The organism is Rhizobium sp. IY2 (assembly GCF_047532935.1).
Taxonomy (GTDB): Bacteria; Pseudomonadota; Alphaproteobacteria; order Rhizobiales; family Rhizobiaceae; genus Rhizobium; species Rhizobium anhuiense.
In genome coordinates, this window is sequence record NZ_JBLKNU010000006.1 from 92960 (window position 1) to 111835 (window position 18876).

An 18876-nucleotide genomic window follows, 5' to 3' on the forward strand; every position below is an offset into this window, starting at 1 on the left:
TACCTCTCCAGCTTCAAACAGGGAGATGACGAGGAATGTTCGACGCAAAGAAGCTTCTCGACCAGTTCTTGGGTTCGCAGGTGCCGGGTCTCGGCGGTTCGGTCCGCGACAGGGCGGGCGACGCCGTTCAGACGGCTAAAAACAACCCGCTGGCGACAGGCGCGATTGCAGCCGCGCTTCTCGGCACCAAGACCGGCCGGGGTATTGCCGGCAATGCATTGGCGATCGGCGGTCTTGCCGCCATTGCCGGCCTCGGCTACCAGGCCTACAAGAATTACCAGGCGGGGCAGGCGCCCGCAGCCCCCTCGGATGCGCCCTCGGCCAACAATCCGGTTCTCTTGCCGCCGCCCGCCGAATCCGGTTTCGGACCGACATCCCCTGCCGGCAGCAATGAATTCGTGCTGGTGCTGATCCGCGCGATGATCGCCGCCGCCAAGGCCGACGGCCATATCGACGATGCCGAACGCGCCCTCATCATGGACAAGGTCAAGGCCGCCGACGTCAGTGGTGAGGCCGCGGCCTTCATCGAGCACGAACTCGCTTCGCCGACGGATATCGATGCGCTGGTGGCCGCGGCGAGGACCGAAGAACAGCGCGTCGAACTTTACACCGCCTCGCGGCTCACCATCGAGCCGGATTCGCGCGCCGAGCGCGGTTATCTCGATCTGCTCGCCGGCCGCCTCGGTCTTGCCGACCAGTTGGTCGACCATATCGAGGCGACGGTGTCCTCCGCCAAGGTGACCTTGTCACAGTGACAAGCAGGCCGGTTGCCTTTGTCGGGCGGCTGGCCTATCCACTCCTAGACAAGGGGAGTGAACATGCGCGATCTAGCAAATTTCAACGGTTGTCCGGCGCCGACGCCGGTCACGCTCAAGGGTCGTTTCGTCACCGTCGAGCCCTATCGGCGCGCGGAACATCTCGAGGCGCTGTGGGACGGGCTCGGCGGTATGGGCATCAACCCGCTGCTTCTCTATTTCGCGCAGGACGATTTCTCCGGTATCGACGATTTCGCCAACTGGCTGGAAGCCGTCCACACCAAGTCCGGCTGGCTCACCCATATCTTCCGTGACAACGCCACCGGCAAGATTGTCGGTATGGCGAATTACATGCGCGCCGACCCGGCAAACGGCGTCGTCGAGATCGGCGGAGTGGCGCACGGCGCCGAGATGAAGCGGTCGCCGCTTTCGACCGAGGCGCATTATCTGATGGCCAAGCACGTGTTCGAGGATCTCGGCTACCGCCGCTACGAATGGAAATGCGACAATAAGAACGAGGCGAGCAAGACGACGGCCGCGCGTTACGGCTTCAGCTTCGAAGGCGTCTTCCGCCAGCACATGATTTCCAAGCATCGCAACCGCGATACCGCCTGGTTCTCGATGATCGATGTCGAATGGCCGATGATCAACGATGCCTTCGAGGCCTGGCTTTCGCCTGAGAATTTCGACGCCGCCGGCAACCAGATCCGCCGCCTGCAGGATATCCGCGCCGATCTCGAAAAGGAAAGGCTCGTATGAGTCCGGAGAGCCGCTCGCAGGCGACAGCCGCCGGCATCATCCTGCTTGGTGCCGCCTTGGTCATCTATTTCCTGCCGACCATCGTGCTGTGGATCGGCAATTTCTCGCCGACACTGGCGATTGCCGTCGGCGTCTGCCTGATCATGGCGTTCTTCGCGGTGTTCTGGCTGCGGGCGCGCTATCAGCGCGGCAGAGAGAAATAGGGCTACAGCTCTACCCCTGCAGCGAGGCCCCGAGCAGCAGGGCGCCCATCAGCATGACGAGCACGGCGCCGAGGATTTCGATGGCGTTGCCGACCCAGATCGAGGCGGTCGAGCCGCGTCCGGAGAGTCGGACGGCCGCCCCCTTGGCCGTGACGGCAAGTGTGGCAAGCAGGGAAACGGTGATCGCCGTGCCGAGCGACATGGCGGCGACGGAAAGCACGCCGCCGAGATAGAGCCCGTTCAGCAGCGAGAAGGTCATGACCAGCAGTGCGCCCGAGCAGGGGCGCAGACCGACGGCAACGATCGCCGACCAGGCCTCGCGGGCGCTGAACCTGTCGCCGGCGAGCAGGGCCGGATCAGGCACATGGGCATTGCCGCAGGTCTCGCAGGCCATGCCGGGAACGAAGGTATGGCCGGCGTCGATGGCCTGTGCCTTGCCGTTGAAGGCATAGACCTGGCGCTCGGCCGCATTGTCCTTCCAGTCGAGCATCATGCTGACCGGGCCGGCGGACGTCGCCATCAGCCGGCGGCGCGGCATGTTGCCCACCATCGAGCGCAGTTTGCGGAACAGCAGCCAGCCGCCGAAGAGGATGACCATGACGAAGCTTGCGATTTCCATCGCATGGGTCGCCGCCGTCAGCGTGATACCGGTGCCGCGCAGCACCAGCCAGGCGCCGCCGACCAGCGCTACCGCCATCACGCCCTGGACGAAGGCCGAAATGAAGGAAATCACGACGCCGCGTTTCAACTCGACCTCGTTGGCGATCATGTAGGAGGAGATGACCGCCTTGCCGTGGCCGGGGCCAGCGGCATGGAAGACGCCGTAGGCAAAGGAGAGGCCGATCAGCGATGCCAGCTGCCACGGGTCCTGGCGCATGGCCTTCAAGGCACCGGTCAGCGCCCGGTAAAAGGCCTGCTGCTCATAGTTCACGTAGAGCAGAAGCGGTGCGAGCGGCCCGCCGGTCGGCTGGAAGCTCGGCTCCGCCGTGCCGATGCCGAGCGGCGATTGCGCATGGGCGAGGCTTGCCGCCGTCAGCAGCGCGAGAGCTGCAGCGGAAAGGGTGAGGGGTAACCGTTTCGTCAGCATGTGACCTCCAGCCGGGTGGCGAAGAGTTTGGACATGTTGGTGCCGGTGGGATCGTTGAAGAAGGCGTCCGTCAGTGACTGCTTGTTTTCCGAGATCACCTGGTCGGCATCAGGCCTTACCACCTGATGCTTGCAGGCCTTGAAACCGTCGCCGACCGTTGCCAGTTCACCGTCTGTGGGAAAATCGATCGAGGTATAGAGCGTCGGGTCGTAGACGCCGAAGGTGAGCCTGCCCTTGAGTGGCATCTTCTCCACCGGCTTCACCGCAAAGAACATCAAGAGCTGGCCGTCCTTGTAGTCGACATGGATGATGTCGGGCTTCTGGACGGTGATGTTCTTCCCGTTGATCGTCAGGTTCATGTAGTAGTCGTAATCGGCGAGCGATTGCTTCACCGTCTTTCCGACCTCGGCGAGTTCGTTCGGCTCCAGCTTCAGATCGGTGTTCTTGTCGAAATCCATGACGACGGAGGAGGAGAAGACCTCGTCGAAGCGCCAGACATTGCGCAGTTCCTCGACGCTGCCGTCCTTGCCGGCCACGACTTCGAGACGCGCCTCCACAAAGATGTGCGGATGGGCAAAGGCGGCGGCCGGCGCCAGCGAAAGAAGCGCGGCCATCAATATCGTCGAATGTTTCATCTGTTCCGCTGCCCTGTTCGGTGACCCTGACTTCTTGCCAGAAATTGGGACGGAATTGGGACCGGGTTAGTGGTGGCTGGCGCGGACGGAATGTCGCATCCGCCCCATTATGGATGTTTCTTGAACCAGTTGTGCAGGTAGTCGACGAAGATCCTCACTTTGGCCGGCAGATAGCGCCGATGCGGATAGACGGCGTAGATGCCGCGGTCGGTCGGGAGGTAGTCGTTGAACAGCGTCACCAGTGCGCCGCTCTCGATCGGCTTGCGGGCGATGAAATCCGGGATGAGGGCGATGCCGATGCCGGCGAGCGCTGCGCGCAATGTCGCATGCGGGCTGTTGACCTCGATCGGTCCGCTGACGGCGACGGCGAACGAGGTGTTGTCGGGATTGTGGAAGCGGATGCTTGCCTGGGTGCGCGCATTGGTGTCGACGATGAAGGGGACGTTGGAAATGTCGCTGGGGTGCTCGAGATCGGGATGGCGTTCGAGAAATTCCGGGGTGGCGCAGAGATGGACGCGGAAATCCGAGATCTTGCGGGCGATCATGCCGGAATCCTCGAGTTTGGTGACGCGGATCGCCACGTCGAAACCTTCCTCGATCAGGTCGACGAACCGGTCGTCGGCGGCGATCTCCAGCGAAAGGTCCGGGTTCTCCTTGGCGAAATCGATCAGCGACTGGCCGACATCGGCATCGACGAAGGTGCGCGGCACCGAGATGCGAAGCCGCCCTTTGAGCTGTGCATTGTTTTCACGCACGAGATCGGCGAGGTTGTCGATCTCCTTCAGGATATCGGAGGCGGTGCGGTAGTAGGTATGGCCAGCCTCGGTCATTGAGAACTGCCGGGTGGTGCGGTTGAGCAGCAGGGCGCCGAGCTCATCCTCCAGTTCGCGCACATATTTGGAGAGCAGCGCCTTCGAGCGGCCGGTGCGCCGCGCCGCGGCGGAAAAGCCTTCGGCCTCGACGACATCGATGAAGGCCCGTATGCGTGTCAAGGTGTCCATGGCTGTTCCCGAAGCTGTTTCGGAATGTTGAACAAATTGGGCGATTTTGTTCAATTATTTTTTTGGCCCCAGATTAAAAAATCGCTTGATTATGAAGGCGAATATTCTTATTTCCCACTCAGCCCAAAGTCGCACGTGCCCATGGGTGTCCGCCGAACCCTCGAATTGGTGAGGAAATCGGTAAGGTACCTGGAATTAACCCCTCCAGTCGCTATTCCGGCCAACCGGAAAATGCGAGGACGCCTGAAGCAACGACGGTGCGGGCCTTTTTGTTCTCTCCCTGCTTTCCATCAGCGGGGGTTACTGAAGAGGCACACCATCATTGCCGGAAGTGCGGTTGGGATTCTCCCTCCAATCCATGGCAGACAAAGCCGAACTTACACCGCGTCCGCGGCGTTGGTTCACTATCCGCGCATCGAGCGCTCGCTATGGTTCCGGGGTCTCCACCGGCTGGTTCCAATGCGAGCTATCGTATGCCCTTTGTCCTCCGGTTCATGCCGGAGCTCTGGAATTGGAAGAGGGAATCGATATGACCACCCAGCGCATCCGCGACTTTCTCGCAACCCGACGTCCCGACGGTCCCTGCCTCGTGGTTGACCTCGACGTCGTTCGCGACAATTTCCACGCCTTCCGTCACGCCATGCCGGACAGCGCCATCTACTACGCCGTCAAGGCCAACCCGGCCCCGGAAGTGCTGAAGCTGCTTGCAGGCCTCGGCTCCAATTTCGATTGCGCATCCGTAGCCGAAATCGAAATGGCGCTCGAAGCCGGTGCGACCGCCGCCCGCATCTCCTACGGCAACACGATCAAGAAGGAACGTGACGTTGCCCGCGCGCATGCGCTCGGCGTCAGCCTCTTTGCGGTCGACAGCCACGAGGAAGTCGAGAAGATCTCGCGCGCCGCTCCCGGCGCCCGCGTCTTCTGCCGCGTGCTGACCGATGGCGAAGGCGCTGAATGGCCGCTGTCGCGCAAGTTCGGCTGCGTTCCGCAGATGGCCGTCGACGTTCTCGTCTACGCTCATCAGCTTGGCCTGCAGTCCTACGGCGTCTCGTTCCATGTCGGTTCCCAGATGACCAAGGTCGATGCCTGGGATTCGGCGCTCGCCGATGCCAAGCGTGTCTTCGTATCGCTTGCCAAGCAGGGCATCCACCTGCAGATGGTCAACATGGGCGGCGGCTTCCCGACCAAGTACCTGCGCGACGTTCCGTCCGCAGAAGCTTACGGCAAGTCGATCTACCAGGCGCTGCGCACGCATTTCGGCAACCAGATCCCGCAGACGATCATCGAGCCGGGCCGCGGCATGGTCGGCAATGCCGGTGTCATCAAGGCGGAAGTCGTTCTGATTTCGAAGAAGTCGGACAATGACGATGCCCGCTGGGTCTTCCTCGACATCGGCAAGTTCGGCGGTCTCGCCGAGACGATGGACGAAGCCATCCGCTATCCGATCCGCACGGAGCACGACGGCGACGAGATGGAGCCCTGCGTCATCGCCGGCCCGACCTGCGATTCGGCCGACGTGCTCTACGAGAAGAACCTCTATCCGCTGCCGATCTCCCTTTCGATCGGCGACGAGGTCCTGATCGAAGGCACCGGCGCCTATACGACGACCTATTCGGCGGTCGCTTTCAATGGTTTCGAACCGCTGAAGGCCTACGTCATCTGAGGTCGTTTCCGCCGGCCCCGTAACCAGCCGGGGCGGCAACTTCACAATTTTCCTTCATCGCCGCTGATAACGGTATTGGGTACGGGAGGCCAAGATGGCCGCTGTTCTTGATTCTGTCCGCGCATTCTTTGCGCCCACCACTTTCACCATCGACGCCGAGAATCCCTCGGATGTCGTTGCTCGCGAAAACCTGCTCGACCGCGTCATGGGCGCGGATCGCCGCAAGAAATCGTCGGAGAAGATCCGCCGCAACCGCGTCCCGGCCGAGGGTCTTGCGCTCGTCGCGCGTGACCGCGACGGCCGGATCATCGGTACGGTGCGGCTCTGGAACATCGAGGCCGGCGTCAATGACGAAGGTACGCCGATCAATGCGCTGCTGCTCGGGCCGCTTGCCGTTGCCTCGCAACATGGCGGCAAGGGCATCGGTGCGGCGCTGATGCGGGCTGCGATCCTTGAAGCGAAGAACCGCGGGCATGGCGCCGTCCTGCTCGTCGGCGATGCTGCCTATTACGAGCGTTTCGGCTTTTTTGCCGAAAAGGCTCGCCATCTTGTCATGCCGGGTCCGTTCGAACGCTCGCGCTTTCTTGCGCTCGAGCTCACGGAAGGCTGGCTTGACGGCGCGGCCGGCATGATCGTCCCCTCGGGGCGCATGCTGGCCAGCGCGCCGGTTCGCCGCGCGGCCTGAGCTGTGTCGATGGGTCGGTCGGGGTTGGACGTCCTTTCGCCGTCCGGCAATATCCGCGCCGCTTGACCATGGAGGCAGGCGGGCCTGTCGTGGTTGCGGCGCGGATTATTCTTTTGGGCGCGAGCCCAGCTGCGGTCACCTGGGTAAGCATCGCGCGCGGAAACACAATCGCGTGAAAAGTGCCGCAGTCACGCGAACATGGCGCGGCGATATCCTATCTTGCGCCAGATGATCCGTCTTCTCTCCCTTCTGCTTCTCTTCTGCATGCCGCTTGCAGCGGCGGAATCGGCGGTTGCCCAGAGCACGGCTTCCACCGCCGGTGGGCTTGGGCCGCGTCTCGATCGAGTGGCGACCGATCCTGCGATGCGGCCTCTAAAGACGGTGATTGTTGCTCGCGATGGGCGTGTGCTTACCGAACGCGGATTTCATGGTCATTCGCCGGCGGAATCGACCAATATCAAATCCGCTTCGAAATCGATCATTTCGGCGCTGGTCGGTATCGCCATCGACAAAGGCCTGCTTTCGGGGCCGGATCAGAAGATCGCGCCGATCCTGAAGGTCGATCTCCCGCTAACGCCGGATCCGCGCCTCAACGACATCACCATCGGCAATCTTCTCTCCATGCAAGCCGGGCTCGATCGCATGTCGGGGGCGAACTACGGCCGCTGGGTTTCCTCGCGCAACTGGGTACGTTTTGCGCTCTCGCAGCCTTTCGTCGATCAGCCCGGTGGCGAGATGCTCTATTCCACCGCGTCCACGCATCTGCTCTCGGCCATTCTCACGAAGGTCAGCCGGCGGTCGACGCTGGCCTTGGCGCAGGAATGGCTCGGTCCGGTCGATGGTTTCCGCATCGGCGCATGGGAGCGCGATCCGCAGGGCATCTATCTCGGCGGCAATCAGATGGCGATGAGCGCCCGGTCCCTGCTTGCCTTCGGTGAACTCTATCGCAACGGCGGCAAGACTGCCGACGGCCGCCAGATCGTATCTGCCGACTGGATCTCCCAGTCGTGGCAGCCTCGCACCAACTCGCGCTTCTCCGGCGATGCATATGGCTATGGCTGGTTCACGCGGCAGATCGGCGGCGAAGAGGTGCATTTCGCCTGGGGTTACGGCGGGCAGATGCTCTACATCGTCCCGTCGCTCGATCTCACCGTCGTCATGACTTCGGAAGAGAGCGGTCCGTCTGCCCGAAACGGCTACCGGGATCTGTTGCATGGTCTGTTGGCTGATATCATCGGCACGGTGCGGGCCGCCTGACGGCAGCATCCCTTGAATTGTGCTGCAGCGGAAAAACCGCGATCGTTAAAGTCTTAGCGAAGCCTCCAATCAAACCGCAAAGCGCTTGCTGTAGCTTCCCCGCCAGAACTTCGGGAAAGCGCCATGTTGCTGGATCTCAGGACAATCTATTTCATTGTTGCCGTGAGTTGCTTCGTACTGGGCATTCTCCAGCTTGCAGCCTATGCGACCGGTCGCTTTGAGCGGTGGCCGCTCTGGTGGGGCTTGAGCAACCTTCTTGTCGGCATCGGGTCTTTCCTCGTCGCGTTGCGCAATCTCGTTCCCTATTCGGTCTCGATCGACGGCGGCAATATCGTCACCATCGCCGGCTACATGCTGATGTTCTTTGCCGTACGCGTGTTTTCGGGGCGAGCGCTCGACCAGCGTTCTTTCTGGTTGGCCATCTTGCTCGTCAGCGTGCCTGTCGTGCTCATCGTCAGCGATCCCTCGGCGGTATCGGCGAGGCTCCTCTACGTCTCGGTCATCTGCTGCCTCTGTGATCTTGCCGTCGCAAGGGAGGCAATCAGCATTGTCCGGCGCGAGAGGCTTTATTCGGCAGCCCTGCTTGTCGGCCTCTATGTCTGCACTGCCGCGATCTTTGCGGCTCGCAGCATTCTCGCGGCGACCGGCGAGATCGGCGGGCCGGATCCTTTCGGCGCCAATGTGGTCCATAGCTGGATGGCGGTATCGGCGGTCGCGTTCATCATGCTCCGCAGCATGGCGATGGTGCTGATGGCCGCCGAGCGCAGCCGAAATCAGCTGATGGAACTCGCTCACCACGATCCGCTGACCGGCGCGCTCAATCGCGGCGGCCTTGCGCAGCGTCTGCCCGCTCTCGGTTCTCAGCCGGCATCGCTGCTCATCATCGATATCGATCATTTCAAGCAGTTGAACGACCGGCATGGCCACGCCGCCGGCGACGATATCCTGCAGCTTTTCGCCCGTGTTGCGAGAGGCATCATGGGGTCCGGCGATCTGCTCGCCCGTCAAGGCGGGGATGAGTTCCTGGCGGTGCTGAAAAATATCTCCTGCGAAGATGCGGTGGCGATTGCCGAGCGCATCCGTCTCACCTTCGCCGCCGCCGTCATGCAGCGGCCGGATCTGGCGATCTTTCCGACGCTCAGCATCGGCGTTGCCGCGCGTCGGGAAAACGATGAAGATTTTGAACGGCTGATGCAGAAGGCGGATGAGGCGCTCTATCGTTCGAAGCGCGAAGGCCGCAACCGGGTCGAAGCCTTCGGAGAGAATCAGCAGGCCGCGTAGGATCGGGCGAATTCCCCATCTCAGAGCGACCCTAGATATTCTGATCCATCGTCTCGGCCGGGATTTCGTCGGCGCGGTGGACGCGCACGAGCGTTGCCGGCACGCCGGCGACCGTGCAATGGGTGGGCACCGGCTTCAGCACGACGCTGCCGGCGGCGACCTTGCTGAAGGCGCCGATTTCGATATTGCCGAGGATCTTGGCGCCGGCGCCGATCATCACACCGTGGCGGATCTTCGGGTGGCGATCGCCGGTCTCCTTGCCGGTGCCGCCGAGCGTGACGTTCTGCAGGATCGACACTTCGTCCTCGATGACAGCCGTTTCGCCGATGACGATGCCCGAACCATGGTCGAGCATGATCGACGCGCCGATCGTTGCTGCCGGATGGATATCCGGGCCGAAGACCAGCGAAACCAGATTGGCGAGCCAGCTGGCGATCTCCGGCCGGCCGGCGATCCACAGCGCATGGGCGATGCGGTGCGTCTGCAGCGCATGAAAGCCCTTGAGATTGAGAAGTGCGTGCAGAAATGTCGTGCAGGCCGGATCGCGTTCGCGCACGGCGATGAGATCGGCCTCGACCTGCCGCATGATATCGTCGTTCAATGTGGATCGGATGAGATCGAAGATATCCCCCGTTTCCACCTGCGCCACCGAAAGCCGGGCGGCCAGCACGCGGGCGATGATATCCTCATTGCCGGCGGTGTCCGTCACCTGCGCGGCCAGCAGCCGCTGCAATATCGGTTCGCGTGCGGCAAGCTCGGCCGCTTCGGCGCGGATCACCGCCCAGACGGATGCGCCGCCCAAAGCCTGCGTCTGTTGCTCGGCCAAACCGAGGCCGGTTGATTTCGGCATTTCCGTTTCCTCTGTCAGCCAGGCGCCGGCGCAAGCGCTTGCTGCGTGGTTCATGTTTCGCCCGGGCAAGGCATTTGGCAAGCTTTATTCTAGTTGCTGGACGGTTGCAGGGCCGGTGTCAGCGTCGGACGCCGGCGCCAATGATAGAGCACATCCGGCTCTCTTTCCTCGTTATCGGCACCGTCGGTCTCCTCCTCGGCGGTAAAGCCGTGTTTCTCGTAGAAAGCGCGTGCACCGATATTGCGCCGGAACGTCCAGAGCCTGATCTCGTCCATCTCCTCCTTGGCGCGGCCGAGAAGCAGAGAGCCGATGCCCATGCCCTGAAAGCCGGGAAGGATGTAAAGCTGCTCTATCCAGTTGTCGCCATAGGCGATGACGCCGACCAGCCGGTTGGCCATGGCAGCACCTAAGATGGTGCAGTTCGGCAGCAGATGCATGCGCCAATACTGCTCTTCTTCGGCCGGCGTATGCAGGTCCGGCAGCCAGGGCAGCCGCTGCCACAAGGAGACACGTCTGATACCGGCGGCCGCCTGCATGTGGTCGGCCGCGAGCGCCACGATGTCCGGCTCGATCGAAATGTCATTCATCGCCGGCTATGTGGCCTCAAGCCGAAATATCGATGACGCCGCAATCGCCGGCTTCGGAGGCGAAGGCAAGCAGCTTGCCGTTTTTGCTCCAGCTCATCGCCGTGATCGCCCCCTTGCCGGGGCGGCGCAGCAGCGCCTCCTTGCTGTCGGCAATGCGCACGGCCAGGATCATGCCGTCGATGAAGCCGATGGCGAGGATGTCCTCGAGCGGATGGAATTTTACGGCGGTCGCCATGATATTGGCGCGGGTGCCGAGTTCCAGCGGTGCCTTGCCCATCGGCCCGTCCTTGCCCTGGAAGGGCCAGACGATTGCCGCCGGCGCGCCCGAAGAGGCGAGCCATTTGCCCTTGACCGACCAGGAGAGCGATTTGACCTTGGCGGGGTAACCGGTCATGCGCATGTGGCGGGCCTCAGCGCCGGGCTTGATGTCGAGCTTCCAGCCGTGCAGCGCGTTTTCCTGCATCGAGGTGACGAGGAAATTACCATCCGGCGAGAAGGTGACGCCGGTATGCGCACCCTTCCATTCCAGATCGACCGGCTTGGCGTTCATGCCGATCCAATGCAGCGACACACCGTTGTAGCGCGCAGCCGCAATCCGCAGGCCTTTCGGCGCAAAGGCCAGGCCTTCGACCGTGCGCTCTTCGGGGAATTCCTTGGTCGTGCCGTCGGCAAGGCGGACGAGCGAACTCTTGCCGTAGGAATAGGCAACGGCACCCTGCGGGCCGGCTGCGACCTGCGAAATCCACTTGCGCGGCGCGGTGGCGATCTCGCTGACGCTACCGTCGGCGGCAATGCGCAGCACCTTACCGTCCTCGCCGCCCGAGATCAGACTCTCGCTATAGGGATCGCGGATGACGGTGAGCATGCCCTGATGGGCTTCGGACACCCTGTCGCCGCCGTCCAGCCGGTGGAATGTACCGTTTGCGCTTGCGAAGAAGGGAACATCACCTAAAAATTCGACGGCCAGAACGTGGCCGTCGAGATCAAGCGGTGCAACTGTCGGCATCAGGCGGCTGCCTCACAGGCCTTGAAGGAGGCTTCAAGCTTTGCGCGATCAAGATCGCGGCCGATGAAGACGAGACGGCTCTCGTGCTTCTCGCCTTCTTTCCACGGCCGCTGGTGATCCCCCTCGATGATCATGTGCACGCCCTGAACGACGTAGCGCTCGGGATCGTCCTTGAAGGCGATGATGCCCTTGAGCCGCAGAATATTCGGCCCCTGTGTCTGGGTAATCTTCTGGATCCAGGGGAAGAAACGCTCCGGGTTCATCTGGCCGCCGCGCAGCGACACCGACTGCACGGTGATATCGTGGATCGCCGACATCGCACCATGATGATGATCGTGGTGATGGTCATGACCGTGGTGATCATGATGATCGTGGTCATGATGGTGGTGGTCGTGATCACAATCGGGGCCGCAGACATGGTCGTCATGGCCGTGCTCCAGGAAATGCGGATCGTTTTCGAGCGCGCGCTCCAGGTTGAAGGCGCCCTGGTCGAGCACGCGGGCGAGATCGACGCCGGAGCGGCTGGTCTTGTAGACGCGGGCGGCCGGGTTGATGGCGCGGACGATGTCCTCGATCACATCAAGTTCTTCCGGGGTCACGAGGTCGCTCTTGTTGATGATGACGACGTCGGCGAAGGCGATCTGGTCTTCGGCTTCGCGGCTGTCCTTCAGACGCAACGGCAGGTGCTTGGCGTCGACGAGGGCGACGACGGCGTCGAGCTCGGTCTTGGCGCGCACATCGTCATCCATGAAGAAGGTCTGGGCGACCGGGACCGGATCGGCAAGGCCCGTCGTCTCGACGATGATTCCGTCGAAGCGGCCGGGGCGGCGCATCAGGCCTTCGACGACGCGGATCAGGTCGCCGCGCACCGTGCAACAGACGCAGCCATTGTTCATCTCGTAGATTTCCTCGTCCGACTCGACGATCAGGTCGTTGTCGATGCCGATTTCGCCGAACTCGTTGACGATGACCGCATATTTCTTGCCGTGATTTTCGGACAGGATGCGGTTGAGCAAGGTCGTCTTGCCGGCGCCGAGATAACCGGTGAGCACGGTAACGGGAATAGGCTTCTGGGTGGAGATCGCGTCGGTCATGAGAACCTCTAGGATTAGGCGTGCGGCCGAGCGGCTGGGATCGGCTGCTTGAACGGTTGGTCTCATATAATGGCTTGGGCGTGGCAGTTCAAAGGGTTTTATAATGTTATAAGATCACATCGTCTGGCCGGTGCAGGTGACGCATCTTCATCGGAGTTGCGTGACGTCGAATGCATCGACATCTTCGAGCAATTCCGCCAGTCCCTTCACCGCGTGGGTAATCAGCGCTTCACCCTTTTCTGCCGTTGCGGCCGCGGCGTTGCCTGCTGCGCCTGCGGTATTGAGATCCGACATCTTCCAGCCGAAGGCGTGCGGCCCGTAGGCGCGCAGATGTTTGAAACGCGCGGCAAACTCCGTCTGCCGCGAGGAAAAGTCCGCCGCCTTCGCCATATCAACCTTGTCGGGATGAAGCGCCAGCATCACCGAGGTCTCGATATCGCCGCCATGGATGCCGATCGCCTTTTCCTCCGGCGCGACCACGCCATCGGGCATGCCGAAGCGGGTCCAGCTCGTCGCCACCGCCAGCATGGCAAAGCGGATCCGCGCCTCGGTCGCGACGATTGATATCAAGGGCGAATTGCCGCCATGGGCGTTCAGCATCACGAATTTGCGGATGCCCTGCTTCGCCACGCCTTCAGCGATGCCGAGCCAGCGGTTCACCGCTTCGTCGAAAGCAAGCGACTTCGTTCCTTCAACATCCATATGCTCTATGGAGTAGCCGACGGATTCGGCGGGCAGAAAGGTGACCGGCCGGCCGGCAGGCAAGGCCATCTTCAATCGTCCGGCGATACCTTCGGCAATCAGCGTGTCGGTTTCAAAGGGCAGGTGAGGGCCGTGCTGTTCATGGGCGCCGAGCGGCAGCACGGCGATCAGACGGCCTCCGTCCGGGGCAAAGGCCGGGTTGCTGTCCTCGAAGCGCGGCGAAGGCGTCATCATCCGGTCGTAGCCTCTTGTTTATGACGAGATCCTGGGCAATGTCATATCGCAGCGGCGCCGGGGCTTAAAGATCAAAGGGATGGCTATGGGAAAGAAGCACAAGGACGGCAAAAAGAACAAGTCCAAGAAGAAGGACCAGACCGAGTATACGCTCGTCGATCTCTCTCCGGCGCTCACCCAGGCGGCGCGTTCCATGCGTACGGTGCTGTCGCGCAACCTGCTTGAAAGCGGCCTCTATGCCGGCCAGGACGGCGTCATTCTCGCGCTTGCCGAGAGCGACGGCATGACGGCTGGCGGCCTTGCCCAGAAGCTCGGCGTCAAGGCGCCGACGATGACGCGCACGATCGGCCGCATGGAGGCGCAGGGCTTCCTCGAGCGCAAGCCCGATGCCGAGGATGCCCGCCTCACCAAGGTCTATCTCACTGAACTCGGCCGCGGCAGCGTGCAGGGGATCGAGATGGCGGCTTCGGCCTGCGACAAGCTGGCGACGCAGGAGTTTTCCGAAAAGGAAATCCGAAATCTCGTCCGCCTGCTGAAGGCGATCGATGCCAATCTGCAGGCCGAAGCCATTCATATCGAAGAACCGGACGAAGACTGAAATTTCCCTGAAAGACGAATTGCTTCCGCCGATTAAATCTTTTAATTAAACATTTTAAGGGCCGCGCCGGTTTCCGGCGGGGTCTTGCCTGTCTTGCGTGCTGCCTGGAGGAGGACACGTGGTCCAGAAAATCAAGCTTTCGACAATCGCCGAAACACTCGGCATTTCAACGGCGACCGTATCGCTTGCCTTACGCGACAGCCCGCTCGTCGCCGGTAATACCCGGGAGAAGATCAAGGAACAGGCGCGCGCGCTCGGCTACATCTACAATCGCCGCGCCGCCAGCCTTCGCACCTCGCGCTCCGGCATCATCGGCGTCGTCGTGCATGACATCATGAACCCCTTCTACGGGGAGATCCTGAAGGCGATCGAAAGCGAGCTCGACCGCAGCCGCCACACCTTCATCCTGTCCAACCATTACGACAATGTCGAGAAGCAGCGCACCTTCATCGAGACGCTCCTGCAGCTCGGCGGCGACGGCGTCATCATGTCGCCGGCGATCGGTACCCCGCCTGAGGACGTGCAACTGGCCGAAGAGAACGGCATGCCGGCGATCCTGGTCGCCCGCTCGATGGAAGGGCAGGACCTGCCGACCTATCGGGGTGACGACAGCTACGGCATCTCGCTTGCCACCAATCACCTGATCGGCCTCGGCCACCGCTCGATTGCCATGATCGGCGGCACGGACCAGACATCCACCGGCCGCGATCGTTACCAGGGTTATGTCAATGCGCTGCGCAAGGCCGGCATCGAGGTCGATCCGAACCTGCGCATTCCCGGCCCGCGCTCGAAGCAGGGCGGATTCGAGGCCGCCGTGCATTTCCTGTCGCTGCCGCAAAAGCCGACGGCAGCCGTCTGCTGGAACGATCTCGTGGCGATCGGTCTGATGAACGGCATTGCGCGCGCCGGCCTGGTGCCCGGACGCGATATTTCCGTCACCGGTTACGACGATCTCGAGGAGGCCTCGATCGCCACTCCGGCGCTGACGACTGTCTGGAACGGCCAGACCGAAGTCGGGCGCCTGGCCGCCCGGGCGCTGCTCGATCGCCTTGCCGGCAGCCATGAGCCCGACGGCATGCATCTGATCAAGCCAGAAATGCGCATTCGCCAATCCACCAGTCCCCATCGGCCCCGCGCCTGAACCAAGACCGTCATCCAAGAGGAAAAGCCATGTCCCGCATTGCCATTCTCGTCCCTGGGAAGATACACGAGCGTGTTCTCGAAAGGCTGAAGGATCGTTTTGATATCATCGCCGTCGCACGCGAGGAAAGGCTTGCGCTTGAGGGCGAGACTGCCGGCCGTATCCGCGGCGTCGCCGTTTCCGGCCCGTTTCCGGGCGCCTGGATGGACCAACTGCCTGGAGTCGAGGTGGTCGCCAATTTCGGTGTCGGTTATGACGGCGTCGATGTGAAACATGCCGCCGAGAAAGGCATCGTCGTCACCAATACGCCTGATGTCCTGAACGACGAGGTCGCCGATACGGCGATCGGCCTGCTGCTGAATACGGTCCGCGAGTTGCCGCGGGCCGAAGCCTGGCTGCGGGCGGGCAACTGGAAGCCGGGCACGGCCTATCCGCTGTCGCGCTTCTCGCTCAAGGGCCGCCATGTCGGGCTTTATGGTCTTGGCCGCATCGGGCTCGAAATCGCCAAGCGGCTCGAGCCGTTCAAGGTGAAGATCAGTTATCACACGCGGTCGCGCCATGCCGATGTGGCCTACGATTATCACCCGACATTGAAGGGGCTGGCGGAAGCGGTGGATACGCTGATCGCGATCGTTCCGAAGACGCCGCAAACGCACAAGACGATCGATGCCGATATTCTGGCCGCACTCGGCCCGAACGGCATTCTCGTCAATGTCGGTCGCGGCTGGACGGTGGACGAGCAGGCGCTGAGTGCTGCCCTCGCTTCCGGCGCGCTCGGAGCGGCCGGCCTCGACGTTTTCTATGAAGAGCCGACCGTGCCGGCCGACTTGCTGGTGCCGGCCAATGCCGTGCTGCTGCCGCACGTCGCCTCCGCGTCGGTGCCGACGCGCAATGCGATGGCCGATCTCGTCGCTGACAATCTCATCGCCTGGTTCGAGAACGGTGCGGCGCTGACGCCGGTGCCGGAGACGCCGCAGAAGGCTTAGGCGTGTCGCATAGACTCTGCGGCCGGCTCACGCACGCTGTCTAGAGCAATTCCAGGAAAAGTGCGGAGCGGTTTTCCGTCCGGAATTGTGTAAAAACAAAAAGTTAGAGCGGTTCTGCGTTTTCGTGAAAAGCTGAAGCGCTCTAACGCACGGCGCGTCGGCGCCGCGCCGATCAAGCGATTGCCTGCGCGGGGATGGCTGGCAGCTTGCCGGCGGCATAGGCGCGGACGGCGTCGCCGAAAGCGGCGAACAGCTTGTTCGAAGGCTTGTCGGTTTCAGCCCAATATTCCGGATGCCATTGCACGCCGACGGCGAAGGCCTTGGCGTCGATGACGGAAACGGCTTCCACCGTGCCGTCCTCGGCGGTCGCTTCCACCTGCAGGCGCGGGGCGGTCCTGGCAATCGCCTGGCGATGCAGGGAATTCACGCGGACCTCGCCCGGGCCGAGAATGCCGGCGATGCAGGATCCTTCCTTGACGTGGACGCTCTGGCGAACGGCGTACATGCCGTCCCGGTCGACGCCTTCCGGCCGGCGATGGTCCCAGATGCCGGGCTGCTCCTGGATCTCGCTTGCCAGCGAGCCGCCGAGGGCGACATTCAGCTCCTGGATGCCGCGGCAGATGGCGAGCATCGGGATGGCGCGGTCGATGGCGCGGCGGATGAGCGGCAGGCTGGTGGCGTCGCGGGCAGGGTCGAAAGGGCCGTCCTTGTCACTCGCCTCGGCGCCGTAGAGCAAGGGATGAACATTGCTGGCCGAGCCGGAAACCAGCAGGCCGTCGACGCGGTCGAGAATCGCGTCGGTATCGTAGCCTTCCTCGAAAGCGGGGATGATGAAGGCCATGACGCCCGCCGCATTCAATGCAGCACGCAGATATTGATGCTGCGCGGCGTGCCAGGTGGCGCCGTCGAAGCTACGGATATCGGCAGGAATGGCAACGATCGGTTTCGTCATATCAGCCCCGGTCAAAAATCTTATGCTGGTCATTTCTGCCGCCAGAACAGCCGTCAAGTCAACGTTTGGCTGTATCAGCCAGGCAAATTGCGGCGGAGGCGGTGCCGCCGCTGGCGTTTGCCGCTAAGCCGCTGATTCTGATGGGTACGTGTGCGCCGTCCTATTGCCATCTTGATGCCAAAGGCTAATAGACTAAAGCTTGAATCGCGGCCACTGCCATGCTTAGCTTTGCCCTCGCTGCGGGTAGGGGTGAAGACTGGCCGCGCAGTGCCATCTATATGGGAGGTTTTTGATGGATCGTCGTTCGTTTTTCAAGAAGGCGGGAACCGCCAGCGCCGGTGCGGTCGCCGCAACGGCATTGGCAGCGCCTGCGATCGCGCAGGAGAATCCGAAGATCGCGTGGCGCATGACATCGTCGTTTCCGAAGAGCTTGGATACGATCTATGGCGGAGCCGAGGATATCGCCAAGCATGTTGCCGCCGCCACCGACGGCAATTTCACGATCCAGCCCTTTGCGGCCGGTGAAATCGTGCCGGGCCTGCAGGCCGTCGATGCCGTCGCCGCCGGTACGGTCGAGGCAGCCCACACCACCTCCTATTATTTCGTCGGCAAGGACCCGACCTATGCCATCGGAACGGCCATTCCGTTCGGCCTGAACAGCCGCCTGACCAATGCCTGGTATTACGAAGGCAACGGCAACAAGCTGATGAACGAATTCTATGCCACACAGGGCATGTATGCGCTGCCGGCCGGCAATACCGGTGCGCAGATGGGCGGCTGGTTCCGCAAGGAAATCAATACGCTCGACGACCTCAAGGGCGTCAAGATGCGCATTGCCGGCCTTGCCGGCCGTGTCATGGAAAAGGTCGGCGTGATCCCGCAGCAGATCGCCGGCGGTGACATCTATCCGGCACTGGAAAAAGGCACCATCGATGCGGCCGAATTCGTCGGTCCCTATGACGACCTGAAGCTCGGCTTCCACAAGGTGGCGAAGTACTACTATTATCCGGGCTGGTGGGAAGGTGGCCCGACGGTGCACGGATTCTTCAATCTCGAAAAATGGAGCAGCCTGCCCAAGCATTATCAGGCAGCCCTGACCGATGCCTGCGCCTTCGCCAACACCAACATGCTGGCGAAGTACGACACGAAGAACCCGACGGCGCTGAAGCAGCTCGTTGCGGAAGGCGCGACGCTGCGCCCGTTCAGCCAGGAGATCATGGAAGCATGCTTCCAGGCTGCGACCGGCATCTACAGCGAAATCTCGGGCACCAACCAGTATTTCAAGAAGATCTTCGACGATCAGGCCGCCTTCAAGCGGGATGCCTATCTCTGGATGCAGCTTTCGGAATACACCTTCGACACGTTCATGATGATCCAGCAGCGGGCCGGGAAGCTTTAAG

Annotated in this window: 20 protein-coding genes; 11 read left to right on the plus strand and 9 right to left on the minus strand. The window is 62.2% G+C overall.

Annotation, left to right across the window (positions count from 1 at the left end; all coding sequences use genetic code 11):
- Positions 1-35 precede the first annotated feature (35 nt).
- The 3 genes from ACMUVN_RS19830 (at position 36) to ACMUVN_RS19840 (ending at position 1717) form a co-directional block, all read left to right on the plus strand.
- On the plus strand, positions 36-755 hold the full coding sequence (locus ACMUVN_RS19830; RefSeq protein WP_047616310.1) for a tellurite resistance TerB family protein: 720 nt from the start codon (positions 36-38) through the stop codon (positions 753-755).
- 63 nt (positions 756-818) lie between these two features.
- Positions 819-1514, plus strand: a complete 696-nt coding sequence (locus ACMUVN_RS19835) for a GNAT family N-acetyltransferase (protein WP_063475297.1) — start codon at positions 819-821, stop codon at positions 1512-1514.
- Positions 1511-1717 (plus strand): hypothetical protein, encoded by a 207-nt coding sequence (locus ACMUVN_RS19840; RefSeq protein WP_047616314.1) that lies wholly within the window; start codon positions 1511-1513, stop codon positions 1715-1717. The genes ACMUVN_RS19835 and ACMUVN_RS19840 overlap by 4 nt, the downstream gene beginning before the upstream one ends.
- A gap of 10 nt (positions 1718-1727) precedes the next feature.
- On the opposite strand, the gene ACMUVN_RS19845 is transcribed toward ACMUVN_RS19840, so the two are convergent.
- The 3 genes from ACMUVN_RS19845 to ACMUVN_RS19855 form a co-directional block, all read right to left on the minus strand.
- Entirely contained in the window at positions 1728-2804 is a 1077-nt protein-coding gene (locus tag ACMUVN_RS19845; protein ID WP_063475298.1) for a nickel/cobalt transporter, read from the minus strand.
- Positions 2798-3439 (minus strand): DUF1007 family protein, encoded by a 642-nt coding sequence (locus ACMUVN_RS19850; protein WP_047616317.1) that lies wholly within the window; start codon positions 3437-3439, stop codon positions 2798-2800. Before ACMUVN_RS19850 ends, ACMUVN_RS19845 begins: the two co-directional genes overlap by 7 nt.
- 107 nt (positions 3440-3546) lie before the next feature.
- Positions 3547-4440, minus strand: a complete 894-nt coding sequence (locus ACMUVN_RS19855; RefSeq protein ID WP_047616318.1) for a LysR family transcriptional regulator — start codon at positions 4438-4440, stop codon at positions 3547-3549.
- Positions 4441-4969: 529 nt separating this feature from the next.
- Here ACMUVN_RS19855 and odc2 point away from each other — a divergent pair.
- From odc2 to ACMUVN_RS19875, 4 genes are all read left to right on the plus strand, one after another.
- Positions 4970-6103 carry an ornithine/lysine decarboxylase gene (gene odc2 / locus ACMUVN_RS19860; protein ID WP_016737287.1) on the plus strand — a complete coding sequence of 378 codons (1134 nt, stop codon included), beginning with the start codon at positions 4970-4972 and terminating at the stop codon, positions 6101-6103.
- 94 nt (positions 6104-6197) lie between these two features.
- Complete coding sequence (locus ACMUVN_RS19865; protein WP_028757641.1) at positions 6198-6788, plus strand: GNAT family N-acetyltransferase; 591 nt, start codon at positions 6198-6200, stop codon at positions 6786-6788.
- 228 nt (positions 6789-7016) lie between these two features.
- Positions 7017-8045, plus strand: coding sequence for a serine hydrolase domain-containing protein (locus ACMUVN_RS19870; protein ID WP_063475379.1), 1029 nt, complete (start codon positions 7017-7019; stop codon positions 8043-8045).
- Positions 8046-8168: 123 nt separating this feature from the next.
- Complete coding sequence (locus ACMUVN_RS19875; protein ID WP_063475299.1) at positions 8169-9326, plus strand: GGDEF domain-containing protein; 1158 nt, start codon at positions 8169-8171, stop codon at positions 9324-9326.
- Positions 9327-9357: 31 nt separating this feature from the next.
- Here ACMUVN_RS19875 and cysE read toward each other — a convergent pair whose 3' ends face one another.
- The 5 genes from cysE to ACMUVN_RS19900 all read right to left on the minus strand — a co-directional run bounded on the left by cysE (position 9358) and on the right by ACMUVN_RS19900 (position 13799).
- Positions 9358-10176 (minus strand): serine O-acetyltransferase, encoded by an 819-nt coding sequence (gene cysE, locus ACMUVN_RS19880; protein ID WP_063475300.1) that lies wholly within the window; start codon positions 10174-10176, stop codon positions 9358-9360.
- 89 nt (positions 10177-10265) lie between these two features.
- Positions 10266-10763: a GNAT family N-acetyltransferase gene (locus tag ACMUVN_RS19885; RefSeq protein WP_063475301.1), complete on the minus strand. Its 498-nt coding sequence runs from the start codon at positions 10761-10763 to the stop codon at positions 10266-10268.
- A 16-nt stretch (positions 10764-10779) separates the two neighbouring features.
- Complete coding sequence (locus ACMUVN_RS19890) at positions 10780-11769, minus strand: WD40 repeat domain-containing protein (protein ID WP_063475302.1); 990 nt, start codon at positions 11767-11769, stop codon at positions 10780-10782.
- Positions 11769-12863 (minus strand): CobW family GTP-binding protein, encoded by a 1095-nt coding sequence (locus tag ACMUVN_RS19895; protein ID WP_047616331.1) that lies wholly within the window; start codon positions 12861-12863, stop codon positions 11769-11771. Before ACMUVN_RS19895 ends, ACMUVN_RS19890 begins: the two co-directional genes overlap by 1 nt.
- Before the next feature lie 147 nt (positions 12864-13010).
- Positions 13011-13799 carry a creatininase family protein gene (locus ACMUVN_RS19900; RefSeq protein WP_063475303.1) on the minus strand — a complete coding sequence of 263 codons (789 nt, stop codon included), beginning with the start codon at positions 13797-13799 and terminating at the stop codon, positions 13011-13013.
- Between the two features lie 85 nt (positions 13800-13884).
- Between ACMUVN_RS19900 and ACMUVN_RS19905 the strand changes: the two genes are divergently transcribed.
- From ACMUVN_RS19905 to ACMUVN_RS19915, 3 genes are all read left to right on the plus strand, one after another.
- Positions 13885-14397 (plus strand): MarR family winged helix-turn-helix transcriptional regulator, encoded by a 513-nt coding sequence (locus ACMUVN_RS19905; protein WP_047616336.1) that lies wholly within the window; start codon positions 13885-13887, stop codon positions 14395-14397.
- A 118-nt stretch (positions 14398-14515) separates the two neighbouring features.
- Complete coding sequence (locus ACMUVN_RS19910) at positions 14516-15538, plus strand: LacI family DNA-binding transcriptional regulator (protein ID WP_003590238.1); 1023 nt, start codon at positions 14516-14518, stop codon at positions 15536-15538.
- A gap of 29 nt (positions 15539-15567) precedes the next feature.
- Positions 15568-16524: a 2-hydroxyacid dehydrogenase gene (locus ACMUVN_RS19915; RefSeq protein WP_063475304.1), complete on the plus strand. Its 957-nt coding sequence runs from the start codon at positions 15568-15570 to the stop codon at positions 16522-16524.
- A gap of 172 nt (positions 16525-16696) precedes the next feature.
- Here the strand turns inward: ACMUVN_RS19915 and ACMUVN_RS19920 are convergent, their stop codons facing one another.
- Positions 16697-17476 carry a gamma-glutamyl-gamma-aminobutyrate hydrolase family protein gene (locus ACMUVN_RS19920; protein ID WP_414815408.1) on the minus strand — a complete coding sequence of 260 codons (780 nt, stop codon included), beginning with the start codon at positions 17474-17476 and terminating at the stop codon, positions 16697-16699.
- Positions 17477-17768: 292 nt separating this feature from the next.
- Between ACMUVN_RS19920 and ACMUVN_RS19925 the strand changes: the two genes are divergently transcribed.
- Entirely contained in the window at positions 17769-18875 is a 1107-nt protein-coding gene (locus tag ACMUVN_RS19925) for a TRAP transporter substrate-binding protein (protein ID WP_063475305.1), read from the plus strand.
- The last annotated feature ends 1 nt before the right edge of the window (position 18876 follow it).